Source organism: Peptacetobacter sp. AB800 (genome assembly GCF_047807365.1).
GTDB lineage: Bacteria > Bacillota > Clostridia > Peptostreptococcales > Peptostreptococcaceae > Peptacetobacter.
In genome coordinates, this window is the sequence record NZ_JBLOUI010000001.1 from 192,455 (window position 1) to 208,689 (window position 16,235).

The 16,235-nt window shown below is 32.4% G+C and carries 16 protein-coding genes; 3 read left to right on the forward strand and 13 right to left on the reverse strand.

What is annotated here, in order from left to right:
• Positions 1–214 precede the first annotated feature (214 nt).
• Positions 215–850: an HAD family hydrolase gene (locus ACK2WN_RS00915; RefSeq protein WP_300531048.1), complete on the reverse strand. Its 636-nt coding sequence runs from the start codon at positions 848–850 to the stop codon at positions 215–217.
• A 316-nt stretch (positions 851–1,166) separates the two neighbouring features.
• Here ACK2WN_RS00915 and ACK2WN_RS00920 point away from each other — a divergent pair, with 316 nt between their 5' ends.
• Together ACK2WN_RS00920 and ACK2WN_RS00925 are read left to right on the forward strand one after the other, a co-directional pair.
• Positions 1,167–1,367 (forward strand): helix-turn-helix transcriptional regulator, encoded by a 201-nt coding sequence (locus ACK2WN_RS00920; protein WP_300531046.1) that lies wholly within the window; start codon positions 1,167–1,169, stop codon positions 1,365–1,367.
• Between the two features lie 94 nt (positions 1,368–1,461).
• Entirely contained in the window at positions 1,462–1,929 is a 468-nt protein-coding gene (locus tag ACK2WN_RS00925; protein WP_300531043.1) for a DUF6773 family protein, read from the forward strand.
• Positions 1,930–2,107: 178 nt separating this feature from the next.
• Here ACK2WN_RS00925 and ACK2WN_RS00930 read toward each other — a convergent pair whose 3' ends face one another.
• The 3 genes from ACK2WN_RS00930 to rsgA all read right to left on the reverse strand — a co-directional run bounded on the left by ACK2WN_RS00930 (position 2,108) and on the right by rsgA (position 4,358).
• Positions 2,108–2,758, reverse strand: a complete 651-nt coding sequence (locus ACK2WN_RS00930; RefSeq protein WP_300531040.1) for a thiamine diphosphokinase — start codon at positions 2,756–2,758, stop codon at positions 2,108–2,110.
• 61 nt (positions 2,759–2,819) lie between these two features.
• A complete protein-coding gene (gene rpe / locus ACK2WN_RS00935) occupies positions 2,820–3,473 on the reverse strand; it encodes a ribulose-phosphate 3-epimerase (RefSeq protein ID WP_270839929.1) in 654 nt (217 codons plus the stop codon).
• A gap of 3 nt (positions 3,474–3,476) precedes the next feature.
• Complete coding sequence (gene rsgA, locus ACK2WN_RS00940; RefSeq protein ID WP_300531036.1) at positions 3,477–4,358, reverse strand: ribosome small subunit-dependent GTPase A; 882 nt, start codon at positions 4,356–4,358, stop codon at positions 3,477–3,479.
• Between the two features lie 307 nt (positions 4,359–4,665).
• Here rsgA and ACK2WN_RS00945 point away from each other — a divergent pair, with 307 nt between their 5' ends.
• Complete coding sequence (locus ACK2WN_RS00945; RefSeq protein ID WP_300531033.1) at positions 4,666–5,775, forward strand: acyltransferase family protein; 1,110 nt, start codon at positions 4,666–4,668, stop codon at positions 5,773–5,775.
• Between the two features lie 261 nt (positions 5,776–6,036).
• Here ACK2WN_RS00945 and pepI read toward each other — a convergent pair whose 3' ends face one another.
• From pepI to fmt, 9 genes are all read right to left on the reverse strand, one after another.
• Positions 6,037–6,921, reverse strand: coding sequence for a proline iminopeptidase (gene pepI, locus ACK2WN_RS00950; protein WP_300529769.1), 885 nt, complete (start codon positions 6,919–6,921; stop codon positions 6,037–6,039).
• 187 nt (positions 6,922–7,108) lie between these two features.
• Positions 7,109–7,840 (reverse strand): elongation factor P 5-aminopentanone reductase, encoded by a 732-nt coding sequence (ymfI, locus tag ACK2WN_RS00955; RefSeq protein WP_416154552.1) that lies wholly within the window; start codon positions 7,838–7,840, stop codon positions 7,109–7,111.
• Positions 7,841–7,922: 82 nt separating this feature from the next.
• The gene (gene pknB / locus ACK2WN_RS00960) at positions 7,923–9,818 is read right to left on the reverse strand and encodes a Stk1 family PASTA domain-containing Ser/Thr kinase (RefSeq protein ID WP_416154553.1); all 1,896 of its coding nucleotides are present in this window, start codon (positions 9,816–9,818) and stop codon (positions 7,923–7,925) included.
• An 18-nt stretch (positions 9,819–9,836) separates the two neighbouring features.
• Entirely contained in the window at positions 9,837–10,583 is a 747-nt protein-coding gene (locus ACK2WN_RS00965) for a Stp1/IreP family PP2C-type Ser/Thr phosphatase (protein WP_118548297.1), read from the reverse strand.
• Between the two features lie 19 nt (positions 10,584–10,602).
• Positions 10,603–11,631: a 23S rRNA (adenine(2503)-C(2))-methyltransferase RlmN gene (rlmN, locus tag ACK2WN_RS00970; protein ID WP_416154554.1), complete on the reverse strand. Its 1,029-nt coding sequence runs from the start codon at positions 11,629–11,631 to the stop codon at positions 10,603–10,605.
• A gap of 13 nt (positions 11,632–11,644) precedes the next feature.
• Positions 11,645–12,970, reverse strand: coding sequence for a 16S rRNA (cytosine(967)-C(5))-methyltransferase RsmB (gene rsmB, locus ACK2WN_RS00975; protein ID WP_416154555.1), 1,326 nt, complete (start codon positions 12,968–12,970; stop codon positions 11,645–11,647).
• Between the two features lie 863 nt (positions 12,971–13,833).
• Positions 13,834–14,541 (reverse strand): zinc metallopeptidase, encoded by a 708-nt coding sequence (locus ACK2WN_RS00980; protein WP_416154556.1) that lies wholly within the window; start codon positions 14,539–14,541, stop codon positions 13,834–13,836.
• 15 nt (positions 14,542–14,556) lie between these two features.
• On the reverse strand, positions 14,557–15,291 hold the full coding sequence (locus ACK2WN_RS00985; RefSeq protein ID WP_416154557.1) for a DUF116 domain-containing protein: 735 nt from the start codon (positions 15,289–15,291) through the stop codon (positions 14,557–14,559).
• An 8-nt stretch (positions 15,292–15,299) separates the two neighbouring features.
• Positions 15,300–16,229 (reverse strand): methionyl-tRNA formyltransferase, encoded by a 930-nt coding sequence (gene fmt / locus ACK2WN_RS00990; RefSeq protein ID WP_416154558.1) that lies wholly within the window; start codon positions 16,227–16,229, stop codon positions 15,300–15,302.
• Positions 16,230–16,235 lie beyond the last annotated feature (6 nt).

Sequence of the window (16,235 nt, forward strand, 5' to 3'; positions counted from 1 at the left end):
CTTTAAATGCTAAAAATAGCTGACTTCTCTGCTATTACAAACATCAGATATATTTAACTAAAATAAATGACGATAATTTTCTATAAAAAAACTCCTTTTGCTTGACATCATTACTGAAATGAACTCGACAATGCAACTTGATCGTCTGGAGAGGAATTCAGTAATGATGGCTAGCTTTTAAAGGAGTTTTTTTAGAAATTATCGCCATTATTACTTAGTTAAACATATCTAGTTTTAATAAATCAGAGAAATCATCTATTTTAGCATCATACTCTTCTACTGTATCAAATCCATATTCCGCATATATAAACGGTATTCCAACAAATTTTGCACTTCTCGCATCTCCTGGAGTATCACCTACATATACAGGATTTTTTAAATCATTTCTTTCTATCACTAATTTATTATTTTCGCCTTTCTGAAGCCCTGTATTTTCGGCATTTTCTGTGTCCTCAAAATATTTTTCAAGTCCATTTATTCTTAAAAATGCTTCAATATATCCCTTCTGGCAGTTACTTACTATAAATAATCTGTAGTCTTTAACAAGCTCATCAAGAGTTTCTTTTACATTAGGGAATATTTTTCCACCATTTTTTCTATCTATTGTCTGAGCTTCTATACTTGCACACTCATCCATCATTATTTTTCTAGTTTCTTCAGGTATGTGCCCTAACATCTGTTCCATTGCTTCATCGTAAGGCATCCCCATATAACTTGCCACTATTTCGCCAGTTAAACTAGCTTCAAATCCATACTTCTCAAAAACTTCATTCCATATTTCTGCGACATCATCTCTTGTGTCCCACATTGTTCCGTCTAGATCAAAAATTATCGAGTCTGGTCTATTCATAATTTTACCCTCACTTTATTAATTTTAATTTAGATTTCAAAATCTATCTATTTAATTATATCATCTTTAAACTATTCTGGATATATTTTGCACTTATTTTGTATATACATATTATAAATTTTATTTACATATCATTTACTTATTATCTTAATTTTTCCTTCTATCTTTGTATTTTTCCAAATACTTCCAAATATTTTTTGTAATTCTCTTACATCTAAAAGTAATATTTATTTATATAAAAGTAAAATATATTTGACTTTTTGTATTATATATATTATATTTAAACTAAAGATAAGGATAGAAATGAGGTGAGCAAATGCCTAAAAATTTAAAAATAAAATCAGCTCGAGCAGCTTTAGATATGACACAAAAAGACTTAGCAGAAAAAGTCGGCGTAACTAGACAGACAATAAGTGCGATAGAAAAAGGTGACTACAACCCTACTATCAATCTATGCATACAAATTTGCAAAGTTCTCGGAAAAACATTGGACGAATTATTCTGGGATAGCGAATAAAATTGGGATTTAAAATTATTTTTAAGTCTATTCAAAAATAAATAAGCGAAATACGAAAATATAAATAAATGCAATATGATTGGAGGAAAATTTTATGAGAAATATATTTAAAAGAAATTATTTAGACGAAATGCAAGAACAAAAATTATTAAAAATAGAAAGCCATGGGGTTTGGATTGCATTCTCACTACTTGTAATATCTATATTAGTACAAGTAGCATACGCAAACTATACTAAAACTGGAGCTCATATCGAAGGAGAAGTCATAACATTTTTAACATTAGATGCATACATACTATTTAGCTGCATAAAAAACGGAATATGGTCAAGATCTATAAAAGCATCTAACAAAACAAATGCAATCGGAGCATTAATAGCAGGTCTAATAGTTGGGCTATTAAACGCATTCACATTACCACTAGAAACTGAACAGGAAATAGTTGCTACATTCATAATGTCTGCACTATTTACAGGAATACTAACATACATCCTACTAGAAATCTGCATGAGCATAACAAACAAAAGAAGAAACAAACTTGACGAAAACGACGATGAAGAATAAAAATGGCTCAGAAATTGTTATTTCGTAAATTTAAACCAGTTTATAAACGTAAAAAAGAAGAGGGATATAGCCAAAAACGCGACAATCTGCAAGCGACACGCAACACATAAATGTGTTACAAAAATGGGCGTGTCGCTGAAGCCTGGAGCACTTTGGCTATTCCCTCTTTTTTCTATATTTATACTTCTTTTAAATTTCTAACAACAATTGCTGAGCCATTTTTTATCTCTACTGTGCACTCATCTCCAAGCATCACATTAGATATTCCTCTAGGCTGAGCATAGTCCATAGTAAAATTATCAAGTGGGTACTCTAAATTGTAAAGGCTAATCCCTACTGCATCTCCTCTAATAGGAATAACAGATAAAGTATCTCCCTTATTACCCTTAACATTTAAACTACCATTATGAACAAGATAAAGTATCTCATCCTCAGTTATAATCCTCGGAGTCATACCTTTTCTTCTCATATAATCTAATAACTTCACATTTGCTAAAGTGTGGTCTATTCTTCCTCCAAGAGCTGCATACAAATCAACTTCCTTAGAACCAAGCATATCAGCTAATATAATACAAAGCTCTGAATCCGTTTCATTTTTCTTCTCTGGGAATTTCTTAAATTCCACACCCTTTTCTTTATAGTATTCTACAATTTTCGGATTAACTGAATCCAAATCACCTATAATATATCCCGGAGTCATCCCCATTTTATAGACGTGATTTGCACCACCATCCGCACAAATTATATTATCGTAATTCTCTGATTCTATCTTACTTTTTATATCTTCATAATCGTAAATAGAACCATTTAAAAATATACAAGTTTTCAAATCTTTCTCACTCTGTTTCTAGTTTTATTTTAAGACACTAACTATTTATCTCAAATACTGACTATTTTGCGCTTTCTCTAAGATCTTTAACAGCTGCATCTATATCATCTTTACCGAATATAGCAGAACCAGCAACACAAACATCTGCCCCAGCTTCTACTACTTCTTTTATGTTAGATGGTTTAACTCCACCATCAACTTCTATTTCAACATTTAGACCTCTTTCGTCTATCATTTTTCTAAGTTCTCTTATTTTTTCAGTTACACATGGTATGTATGACTGTCCGCCGAATCCTGGGTTAACAGACATTAAAAGAACCATATCAACGTCATCAAGAACGTATTTTATAGTATCTAAAGATGTAGCTGGATTTAAAACAACCCCTGCTTTTATACCATGAGATTTTATGTTCTGTATAGTTCTGTGAAGATGAGTACAAGCTTCAACGTGAACTGTTATTATATCACATCCTGCTTTTACGAATTCTTCTATGTAGTTATCTGGATTTTCTATCATAAGATGAGCGTCAAATACCATATTTACGTCTTTTCTTAAACTTTTAACTATTCCAGGTCCAAGAGTTATATTTGGTACAAAATGACCGTCCATAACATCTATGTGAAGATACTCACATCCTGCTTTTTCAACTTTCTTTACGTCTTCTAGTAATCTAGCAAAATCTGCTGATAATATTGATGGCGCTAATTTAACCATAACCTAATACCTCCTACTGTTTTTCTGTCTTATTTCGTTTAATAACTGTAGATAACTTTCATATCTCTGTCTTGATATCTCCCCATTTTCTACAGCCTCTTTTACGTCGCAAGCTGGCTCATTTTCGTGTACACATTTAGAGCCAAATTTGCATTCGTCATATTTATCGAATTCAATGAAATACTCTTTTAATTCCATTTCATCAATTCCATCTAATTCAAGTGAGCTAAATCCTGGAGTATCTGCTACAATTCCTCCACATTCTAGTTTTAATAGCTCTGCATGTCTAGTAGTGTGTCTACCTCTACCAATTTTTTCACTTACTGTTCCTGTTTTTAACTGGAAACTTTCATCTATCTGGTTTAGTAAACTAGATTTACCAACGCCTGAAGGACCAGCAAACACAACAGTATTTCCTTTTAATTCTTCTTTTACTTTGTCTATGTTTATATGTTTTTCGCTGCTGACAGGTATAACCTTGTATCCAGCTTTTTCATATATTTCAACCAATTCATCTAGTGAGCCATCGTCTAAATCCATCTTAGTAAATATAATCACTATCTCAAGATTTTCTCTTTCGGCATGGACAATAAATCTATCTAAAAGAGATAAATTAGGTTTTGGATCTTTAACGGCAAACACAATTAGAGCCTTGTCTACATTTGCAATAGGTGGTCTAACAAGCTCAGTTTCTCTTTCCTCAATTGTTTCGACAACACCTTTTTTATTTTCCTCATCTACTATGCTTATCTCAACATTATCTCCAACAAGAGGTGTGATTTTTTGCTTTCTAAAAATTCCTCTAGCCTTGCATTCATATAAACCGTTTTCTGTATCTACATAGTAAAATCCGCTAAGACCTTTAATTATTTTTCCCTTTAGCATTACATCGCTCCTTTTTATATAAGTTCTTACTCTTTCTATTTTATCATAATTCTAATTTTTATTCTTTAAATACTTCTATTTTTTATTCTTTAATTTTCTAAAAAGTATGCTAATGTATGAAAATAATTTTTAAAAAATAATCTAGTAAATTTTTATTTATAATTTAAGCACCAATAAAGCTTTAGTTATTATAATATTTTTAGAATATGATATAATAAGAATTGTTTGATTTTAAGATTTTTGAAAAGATTGATTATTTAAAATAAAATTGATAATTATTTAATAGGAAAAAGGGTGATTGTTTAATATGAAAGAAAAAAATTTGAGGATGACAGCTTTTAAAGCTCTCGGCATAATTGTCGTTGTAAGCTGCCATTTAGATGAAAATTTATTTAATTTGATAGGAATACCGATAACTTCAAGCAGGGAACTTTTCCCAGAATACTCGTACCATATACCATTATTTATATTTGCTTCGGGGTATTTTTACAAAAGAATATACGAGAGCGACTATTTTACATTAGTTAAAAAGAGATTTAAGAATATAACTAAGTACTACAAGACAAATTTATTTTACCTCTTCCTTACTCTAGTATTGGTTGGACTTGGACTTTTAGAAAGGGAAATACACTTTAATCTGCACAGCATTTTTATCGAGCCATTTTTAGGAGGATTCCAATTTTACTTTAATGGCCCTGGATGGTTTGTTCCATTCTTATTCACTGTGCGGATTGTCTTTCCACTTACAAGAAAATTCTTCTCTTTATTTGTGAAGTCATTTAAATCTGGAGAAGAAAAGAAATTACTCGATGAAAGTATGTTTACAATCTTCCTTTGTGTAGTTGGATTATTTGCAGCTCACTTTGCAAACATGTATCCTGTACAAAATCAAGATGTAGCATTATTCCATGCTATGCTTAGAACTGCATGGGGACTTCAATTTATGCAAATTGGACTTTTCTACAAAGAATTTGTAGAAGAACATATAAAATATACAGTAAAAGGATTTGTTGCAATCGTGGCTACAAAATCAGTATTTTATCGGATATTTGGATACTGCACATTCTCACTTAGGACTGTAAGCTTCAACGGACACACATTTATAAGCCTATTTACTTCTATCTTAGGAATATTATACGCATTGTATCTAGCAGAATTTATGTGCAGACTAGCGTTAAGATTTAAAAGAAGACTGCCAGAACTGATAAACTTGGTAGGAAACAACACTTGGAGTATAATGATACACCATTTACTAATAAAATGGCTACTAACACAATTTGCAGACACAGGAATACTAGGAAACTCAAGAGAACTATTTGACTACTTCATCTCTCCTGTACTATGCCTAGTACTACCACTTGTATTTGTACATATCTGCAATAAAATAAAAGAAAACAAAGAACTAAAACAAGCATAAAAACAAAAGAGATTAATCGACTAAATAATCAAAAATCGACTAATCTCTTTTTTATATTCCTTTCATAAAATCAATTACCATAATAACTTAAAACAATACAATTTACTAACTTCTCCCTTTATCAACGATTAACATATAACTTACTAAAAAGAAAAAAATCATATCCTAATACCAGCGCCAATCTGCAGGCGGAGGCTTCGCCGTAGCTGAAGCCTGAAGCGGTATAGGATATGATTTTTTCTTTTTTAATAACTTTATATATTAATCGTTTGCATTTAACCAATCTATTAATAGGTTTATGTATTTTTCGTTGTCTTCAACGAAGCACATGTGACGACAATCTCTGAATAATTCCCATTTAGAATTAGGTATTCTATCGTACATATATTTAGCTATATATGGAGTACATAAGTCGTTTCCTCCTGATATAACTAGAGCTGGTTCTTTTATATCTTTTAACTGTTCTGTAACATCGTAAGTTTTTAATGTTCCAAGAGGAGTAAATTCATTTGGTCCCCAACCAACTACGTATGCTTCAGCACCTTTTTTAACTGGTCTAGTTAAGCATTCTGGATCTCCTTCACCGTAAGAACCTGCAGCGTGACGTCTCATGTATTCAGCTTCTGCTGCCTGATATTCTGGAGAAGAATAATCATTGTTTGCAGTTGCGTAGTCTATAGCTTTCTGCATATCTTCTGGAAGCATAGATATTAATCTTTTCCGTTCTAAGCCCCACATCCAAGATGCTGGAAGTGTACTAGATAGTATTATACTTTTAACACCTTCTGGTTTGTAGTTGCATATATATTCAAGAAGCTGCATTCCACCCCAAGACTGTCCAAGTATATGAACTTCATCAAGTCCTAAGTGTTTTCTTAAAGCCATTAATTCTTCTATCCAAACTTCTTTTGTCCATAGGTCAGGTCTATTTTCAACGAATGATTCTCCACAACCTATCTGGTCGTACATTATTATCTGTCTATTGTCCATTTCAGCCATTTTGTCTAACACTTCAAAGTAGTTGTGTGTAGACCCTGGGCCACCATGAAGTAATATTATAGGAGCTTTTTCTGGATTTGGTTCCCCTACTATACGATAATATGTTTTGTACTCTTTAAAAGGCATGTATCCTTCTACTATTTTCATTAAATTCACTCCTCACTTGTGATTTTTATTATTCCCTTAAATGGCCTATCAAAAATTTGCCATTTGACTATATTATAACAATAGTGTACTAGTTTTACAAGTAATTTTATAATAGTATTTTCCAATATGTGCATATTTTTTTAAATCAGAAAACGTTTTTTATAATTAATTGTAACATTTTACAAATTTATATAACCATTCCTCCATTAACTCCTACAACCTGACCAGTTATAAATGATGCTTTGTCTGCTAAATAATATACAGTTTCTGCAACATCCTCTGCTTTTCCTAACCTCATTAAAGGAGTTTCCTCTTTTAGTTCATTTAAAGTTTCCTCTCCATAATATGCGCACATATCTGTCATTATTACACCCGGAGATACTGCATTTACTCTTATATTAGAAGGGCCTACTTCCTTAGCTAGTGCCTTTGTCATACCGATTATCGCTGCTTTTGAAGCTGAGTAGTGCACCTCACAAGAACCACCAGTTTCTCCCCACATAGATGTTATATTTATAATACTTCCACTTTTTTCCCATATCATATGTTGAAGTGCTTTTCTTGAGCAGTTAAACACACTTGTGACATTTACAGACATCATTTTTTCCCATTCTTCATCACTTATATCCGTAAATAACTTGTCCTGGCTTATACCCGCATTATTTACAAGTACATCCAATCTTCCAAACTCTTTTAAACAATAATCTATCATAGCATCTGCCTCTAGACTTTTAGAAACATCTGCCTTAAAAATTTTTACACTACATCCTTCTTCAATTAACATTTTTTCCACTTCTTTAGCTTCTTTTTCTGAGTTATTATAATTTGCCAATACATTATATCCATTTCTTGCAAATTCTATAGCTATTGCCCTTCCAATTCCTCTAGAAGCACCTGTTATAACCGCTGTTTTTTTCATTTTATATTCCTCCAAATTATCATAAAAAAAGTATCCCCCGATTGAAAGGATACTTTTTTATTTATCTTAAATTATTATTTTCTTATTCAGCAGATTCTCCGCCACCAGATTCTCCACCTGATGAACCGCCTGAATCTCCTCCTGATGAGCCACCATTGTCAGATCCACCGCCTGATGAACCACCTGAATCTCCTCCTGATGAGCCACCATTGTCAGATCCACCACCTGATGAGCCACCACTATTATCAGATCCACCGCCTGATGAACCACCGCTGTTATGATCTCCTCCACTTGATGAACCACCATTGTTGCTAGAACCACCGTTATTATTTGTTCCACCATTGTTGCTAGAACCACCATTGTTAGCATTTGGATCTTCTGGAGTCGGAACTGTTGGTTTATTAGCTGTATCTTCACCCTTACTTACTACAAGTGATATCTTACCATTTGAAGTACTCTGTTCTAAAACAGTTCCTTCTTTATATGCAGAACTAAATTCATAAGTTACATTACCAACTGCAAATCCTTTTGCCTGAATCATACTCTGAGCCTGACTTAAAGTCATACCAATTACATTAGGTTCTTCTTTATTGTTATTACCTTTACTTACAACAACTGTAATTGTATCGCCTTCTTTTAATTCAGTACCAGCATCTGGATCCTGAGAAATTATTTCATTTTCAGCTGCCGAATAGCTGTATTCATAGCTAGCTATTTCTAATTTTAATCCCATTTCTTCAAGTGTAGCTTCAGCCTGAGTTACCTGCATACCTTCTACATTAGGAGCCATTAATTCATTATCGCCTCCACCAAATATACTTGAACCAAATAGTTTGAAGAATAATCCTACCTGTGCTAGAAGTATTAATGATAGTATAACCGCAACTATTTTTAATCTCTTCTTAGTCTTAGGAGTTTCTTCTTTTATTACTTTTTTCTTTCTTTTTCTCTTTGGAATGTAATCTTCTTCTTCCTCTTCATCGTCATATAAATCGTCATCGTACTCGTCATCATCATCGTAATAACCAGCATCATCGCCGTCTATATCTGCTATAGCAGCTGGAGCTATTCTAGGTTTTCCAACTGTATTTAGATTTCTTTCATCTATGTGTTTTGTTGCAAAATCATCGTATTCTTTTATAAAATCTAAGTCTATATTTTTTTCGATGTATTCTATATCTTCTATAAGTTCCTCAGCAGTCTGATATCTATCAGCGCTATTTTTTTCTGTAAGTTTTTTGATTATAGTTCTTACACTCTGAGGTATTCTTATTTTTTCTTCTTCTGTAAACTCTATATCATCATTTATGTGCTGAAGAGCTATAGACACAGGCGTATCCCCTCTGAAAGGTAGTTTTCCTGTAAGCATTTCATAAAGCACTATACCTAATGAATATAAATCGGCATTATTTGTAACAAATTTACCTTTTGCCTGTTCTGGAGAGAAGTAATGTACAGAACCTATTACCCCACCTATATTAGTCATTGTAGAATTTGAAACAGCCTTAGCTATACCAAAGTCTGCAACCTTAGCTATACTTCTACCTTCGTTTGATATAAGTATATTGTGAGGTTTTATATCTCTATGTATTATTCCTCTTTTGTGAGCACATCCAAGAGCCATAGCTATCTGTTTAGTTATGTCTAAAGCTGTGTACTCATCAAGAGTACCTTCTTCCTGTATTATTTCTTTTAAGTTTTTACCGTTTACATATTCCATTACTATGTAATGAACTTTACCGTCTTCTCCAACGTCGTAAACATTAACTATATTTGGATGCGAAAGACTTGCAACCGCTTCAGCCTCTCTTTTAAATTTCTTTAAGAATTCCTGATCATCTACAAACTCAGGTCTTAAAACTTTAACAGCAACTACTCTATTCAGCAATTTATCCTTTGCTTCATAAACATAGGCCATTCCACCTTCGCCAATCTTCTTTTCTATTTTATATCTATTTCCTAAAATTGTATCTCCCACGTTATATCACCGTCCCAACTAAACTCTAACTAGTATTACGGAAACATTATCGTTTCCAGCATTATTGGCTGTATCAATTAATTCATCGCTCATATCTTCAAAATCTTCATTTTCTTTAATTATCTCTTCTATTTTAGAATCGATAATGCAACCTGTAAGACCATCTGTTGCTAAAAGTATTATATCACTTTTTTCGATATTTTGTTTAAATATATCAACTATGACAAAAGGATCTGGACCAATTGCTCTAGTTATAATACTTCTATTTGGATGAGTTAAAGCTTCTTCTTCTGTAATTTCATTGCTTTCAACCAATCCCTCAACATATGAATGATCTCTTGTTATTCTTTTTAATCCATTTTCTTCACTGTAGACGTATCCTCTACTATCGCCGACATTAGCTACATACAAATAATTTTTGTACAATATAGCAGTTGTCAATGTAGTTCCCATTCCTGAAAAGCTTTCATCTTCTTCGGCTTTTTCAAAAATTAGGCTATTCACATTATTATACGCTTGTTTTAGTATATCGTCTATATATTCTATCTTAATTTTGCTAGTTTGAAGTAAGTTTTCTTTTAGAAATAATATAATATTCTCGGCTGCCATCTTGCTGGCTACCTCTCCTTTTTTATAGCCTCCCATACCGTCAGCTATTGCAAACAAGCCAATTTCTTCATTCTCTACTTCAACAATCTCACATTTACAATAATCCTCATTATTTTTTCTAACCAGTCCCACATCAGAGGCAAAATAAAATTCCATAAAATCCCTCCTTTTCAGATTACTTGTGTTTTCTTCTTAACTGTCCACAAGCTCCACTTATATCAGAACCCATAGAAATTCTGACAGTCGCTGGAATATTTCTTTCTTCAAGATAATCTCTGAATTTATATATAAATGCCTTATCAGGTTTTTTGAAATCTCTCTCATCAACTTCATTTATAGGTATTAAATTTACGTGGCAAAGCATTCCTTTTAATAGAGCTGCTAAAGCCTCAGCTTCCTTCTTACCATCGTTTACACCTTTTATTAATGAATATTCAAATGTAACCCTTCTATTAGTCTTTTTAATATAGTATCTACAAGCATCTAATATTTCATTGATGCTGTATTTATTAGCAACAGGCATTATTTCTTTTCTCTTATCGTCATATGGAGAATGAAGGGATATCGCTAAGTTTATAGGAATTTCTAAATCTGCTAGTTCGTAAATTTTAGGAACTATACCGCATGTAGACAATGTTATATGTCTGTATCCTATATTTAATCCATTTTCATCGTTTACGATTTTTAAGAACTGTTTTGTGTTATCGTAGTTGTCTAATGGCTCCCCACTTCCCATAAGAACTAGGTTAGATACTCTCTTTCCAGTGTCTTCCTGTATTTTCATTATCTGGTCTAATATTTCCCATGGTTCAAGGTTTCTCACTAGTCCATCCATAGTAGATGCACAGAATCTACATCCCATTCTACAACCTACCTGGTTAGAAACGCAAACAGTAACTCTGCTGTCGTAATCCATCATAACTGTTTCTATTATATTTCCATCATTTAGTAAAAATAGATACTTTTTAGTCTTTTCATCTTTAGACTCTAATTTTAATTCTATATCTATATTACCTATGTAAGAAACTTCTTCCAATTTTTCTCTAAGAGATTTTGGAATGTTTTTCATATCGTCGAAAGTCTTAGCACCTTTGTAAATCCAAGAATAAACCTGAGTTCCTCTAAATGCTTTTTCTCCGATTTCTTTCATAAATTCTTTCATCTCAGCTTCTGTAAAATTTTTCAAAGCCTTTTTATTTTCCATAATATTACCTCGTTTATTTAACTCTTTTCATTTTCGCTATAAAGAATCCATCCATTCCATGAACATTTGGATATATTTTTATGTATCCTTTTTCCTGCTCATCTGGATCCACATTTATTCCTTCTATTGGAACTAATTCGTAGTTTGGATTTTCTTTTAAGAATTTCTCAACAACTTCTATATTTTCGCAGTCCTGAACTGTACAAGTTGAATATACTAAAGTTCCATTTATTTTAACATATTTAGATGCATTTTCAAGTATTTTACTTTGAATTTTTGGTAAATCTACCAATTCTTCTTTAGCTTTATATTTTATTTCTGGTTTTCTTCTTATTATTCCAAGTCCAGAGCAAGGAACATCTGTAAGAACACAGTCAAATTTTTCTATACTATTTTCGTCTAAATTAGCTGCATCAAATTCTTCAGCTTCTATATTTTTTATACCTAGTCTTTTCGCAGCAGCTTTTATTACCTTAATCTTATGCTCGAAAACATCTCTAGATACTATTTTTCCTGTGTTTTTCATAAGCTCAGCCATGTGAGTACTCTTTCCACCTGGAGCACTACATACATCTAATACCATATCCCCTTCTTTAGGAGCTACGACCTTAGCCACAAGCATAGAGCTTATATCCTGAACAGTAAATAGACCTTCTTTATATAATCTAGAATTTTCTATTCCCTTGAAGTTTTCAACCATTATTGCTTCTTCTGGAAGTAATGCCTTATGAGCCTTTATACCTTCTTTTTCAAATTCTTTTAGAAGAGAATCTCTGTCTGTTTTTAAAGTATTTGTTCTAACATATAAATCTGGTCTTTCATTTAAAGCTTCAAGAAGCTCCTCTGCAAACTCTATACCAAAGCTTTTAACCCAATCCTCTACTATCCACTGCTGATATGAATACTTAACAGCTAATCTTCTGATTGGATCCTCTATGTCTATGTATTTTATAGTTCTCTTCTGTCTTATCTCATTTCTTAAAATAGCATTTACAAATCCCTTAGACTTTCCATCGTATTTGCTAGCCAGCTTAACTGTTTCATTGACAGCTGCATAATCTTCTATACTGTCTAAGAAAAGAATCTGGTATGTCCCCATTCTAAGAATTATCTTAACAAAACTAGACATCTTCTTAACTTTTATCTTTGATAATTTATTTATTATAAAATCTAAGTATTTTCTATTCTCTATAACCCCATAAACAAGCTCTGTCGCAAGTCCTTTATCTTTGTCGTTTATCTTTTCATTCTTAAAAATTTTATTAATTGCCATATTAGAGTAATTTTTCTCTATCTCAATATCACAAAGAATCTTAAATGCCGCCTCTCTTGCGTTCATATTATTAACCTCTCTATCTCAATGCAATAAACTTGCATAGTAATCTAATATTAATTATACACTATATAGTGTAAATCTGTCACAATTTCTTTTCATCAACAAATTTTGCACCTAGCACAATCACTCTCTAGACAGGCTTCGACGACACGCCCTTTTATGTAACACATTTAAAAGTTGCGTGTCGTCTGTAGATTGTCGTATCGAGTTGATTTGTGCTACGATACAAAATTTTAAGTTGATAAAAGCAAAGCTGCGACATATTATATATTTAATGTATATCTTAATATCACACAAAAAAAGCAATCTTTATCAGATTGCTAATTTACTAAACTTTTATTTTTCCATTATTTTTCGTCTAATATTTCTATTTTTTCTATACTTGATTGTACCTCAGCGAAGTCATCGTCTATAAGTAACATCGGTTCCGCCTCTTTCATTTTTTCTATACTAATCATAATCTCAACCGCCCTTCTTAGATTGATATACTTTCATTATAAGTATTTTTTATTCAAAACTCAATGTTTCATACTTAAAATAGATAAATCACTGGCTGTTGCAATTTTTTCAATTGCTCTTTTATCGAGTAATCACAAATTAATTTGCATCGACAATTCTGCAAAAAGTTCATACATTTTACTTTCTTATATCTTTTTACCCTTAGGCCTGGCTGGCACTTATATTTTGTTGGCAGTTCTTTTTGTCTTGAATAATTATTTGAAATGAACTCGACAATCTGGAAATACCCCGCAACAGACTTAAGGTTTTATATAATTTTGCGGGGCATTGAAGCCTGGAGAGGAATTCAAATAATTATTCAAGGCATAAAAAAAGACTGCCACAAAATATTGTGACAGCCAGTCTATTTAGTCATCTCTATTGTTTGCTATTAGTAATAGTCTTGCAAGTTGTAGTATTGCAGTTAATGCCGCAGCAACATAAGTCATAGCAGCTGCAGATAGTACTTTTCTACTTTCCTTAGCTTCTCCACTATCCACAATACCTAAATCCTGTAACTGAACTAATGCTCTACTAGAAGCATTAAACTCTACTGGAAGAGTTATTAACTGGAAGATTACTGTTGCAGAGAACATTAATATCCCAATCTGTAGCATAGTATTATTTCCAGAGAAGAATAAACCTACAAATATAAGTATCCAAGATAAGCTAGATGCAAAGTTTACAACAGGAACTATTGCCCCTCTTATTGTAAGTGGTGCATATCCATAAGCGTGCTGTAGTGCATGACCACATTCATGTGCTGCAACAGCAACAGAAGTTATAGAAGTGCCGTAGTACACTTCTTCTGATAATCTAAGTACTTTTCTTCTTGGATCGTAATGGTCAGTTAAAGTCCCTCTTATTGGAACTATTCTAACATCTCTTATACCATTTGCTGCTAAAATTCTCTCAGCAGTCTGCTGTCCATTATATCCACTACGAGATTTTATTCTAAAAAATCTATTTGTAGTTGATGATACTTTAAACTGTGCGTACATTGTAAATAGTATCGCAGGTATTAAAATCATCATTGTTGGGTCATAAAACATACCCATTCCATAATATGGCATCATTTTAAAATCACCTTCCTATTCCCCTTTAAAAAACGATACAGCTTCTCTTACCATATCCATATTTACCCTAGTGTCAAAGCAAGGTCCATTAGGTCTTTCATTGTAGACACCAAGTACTGGAATTCCCTTAACATCAATAATTCCTTCAGTTAAATCTCTCTCACAAGCAACTGCAATTACAGCTTTTGGTCTATTTTCTATTATGACCTTTCTCGCTAAAGTCCCCCCTGTAGCTATAAATACGTGTACGTCTTCATCATCACCCAACTTTGCAAGATCTGCTATATTACAAAGTCCACATCTCGCACAGTTTTCTATTGTAGAGGTAACTCTAAATTTACATGTATGCTGCTGTAAACAGTGAGGTAATAGCACTAGTATATCCTTACCCTTTAAAGAATATTTTCCAGTTCTAACATAGCTATTATTTAACTTAATAAAAACTCTTCTAATTCCACTCTTAGACATACCAGCTAATTCTGAAATAACTACAATTATAGGGTATAATAATTTTACAATTCTATAATTGATTTTCATTAAGCTTGGACTAACTTTTTTATCATCTAAAACTTTTTTAGTTATAATTGCAGAAAATAAGAATATAATCGCAATTATAGAAATAAGAGCTATACTTATGTATATTATTAAACTAGGTGTTCCAGCTACTAAAAAATCACCTATCAAAGTTATTGCAAGTAGCACAGAAAATAAAATAGCTATACTTATTGAATACTTCTTCATATCTGACATAATATCACCTATGAAAGAACAGCTCCAGTTTCTATACTGTTACCTTTTATATATTCAGATACAGGCATTCTCTTTTTATTTGGCATCTGCATTTCTTTTATTAAAATTACGCCATCACCTGTACTTACTTTTATCCCCATTTTATCTGTACCTAGTATAGTGCCCGGCTCTTTATTGCTAGTTTCGTTTAATACTTCTGTTTTCCAGATTTTCATCTTTCCTTCATTGTATATAGCATAAGCACTTGGCCAAGGATTAACTCCTCTAACTAGGTTGTGTATTTCTCTTGAAGTTTTGCTAAAATCTACATGTCCTAACTCTTTATCCATTGTAGGCGCATAAGTAAATTCAGCGTGGTTCTGCTGAGTTCTTGGAGCTTTTCCTTCTGCTATTAAATCAACAGTTTCTTTTAATACCTCTGCTCCTTCAACCATCATTATGTCGTGAAGTTCACCTGCAGTTATCTGATCATCTAACTTAAATTCTCTTGTTAGTATCATATCTCCAGTGTCTAATCCTTCATCCATGTACATTGTAGTAACACCAGTTTTTTCTTCACCGTTTATTATTACCCAGTTTATAGGTGCTGCTCCTCTGTATTTTGGAAGTAATGAAACATGTACGTTTACGCATCCAAATTTTGGTATTTCTAGTATTTCTTTTGGTAATATTTGACCAAAAGCTACAACTACTATTAAATCTGGATTTATTTCTCTTATAGTTTGAACAAATTCTTCATCTCTAGCTCTAATTGGCTGATAAACAGGTATATTGTGTTCAACAGCTAGTTCTTTTACTGGTGGCATTGCCAGTTTTTTACCTCTGCCCTTTGGTTTATCAGGCTGAGTAACTACAGCTAATATCTCATGCTTTTCGTCTATTAATTTCTGTAAGCATGGAACAGCTATATCCGGAGTTCCCATAAATACAATCTTCATTTACAC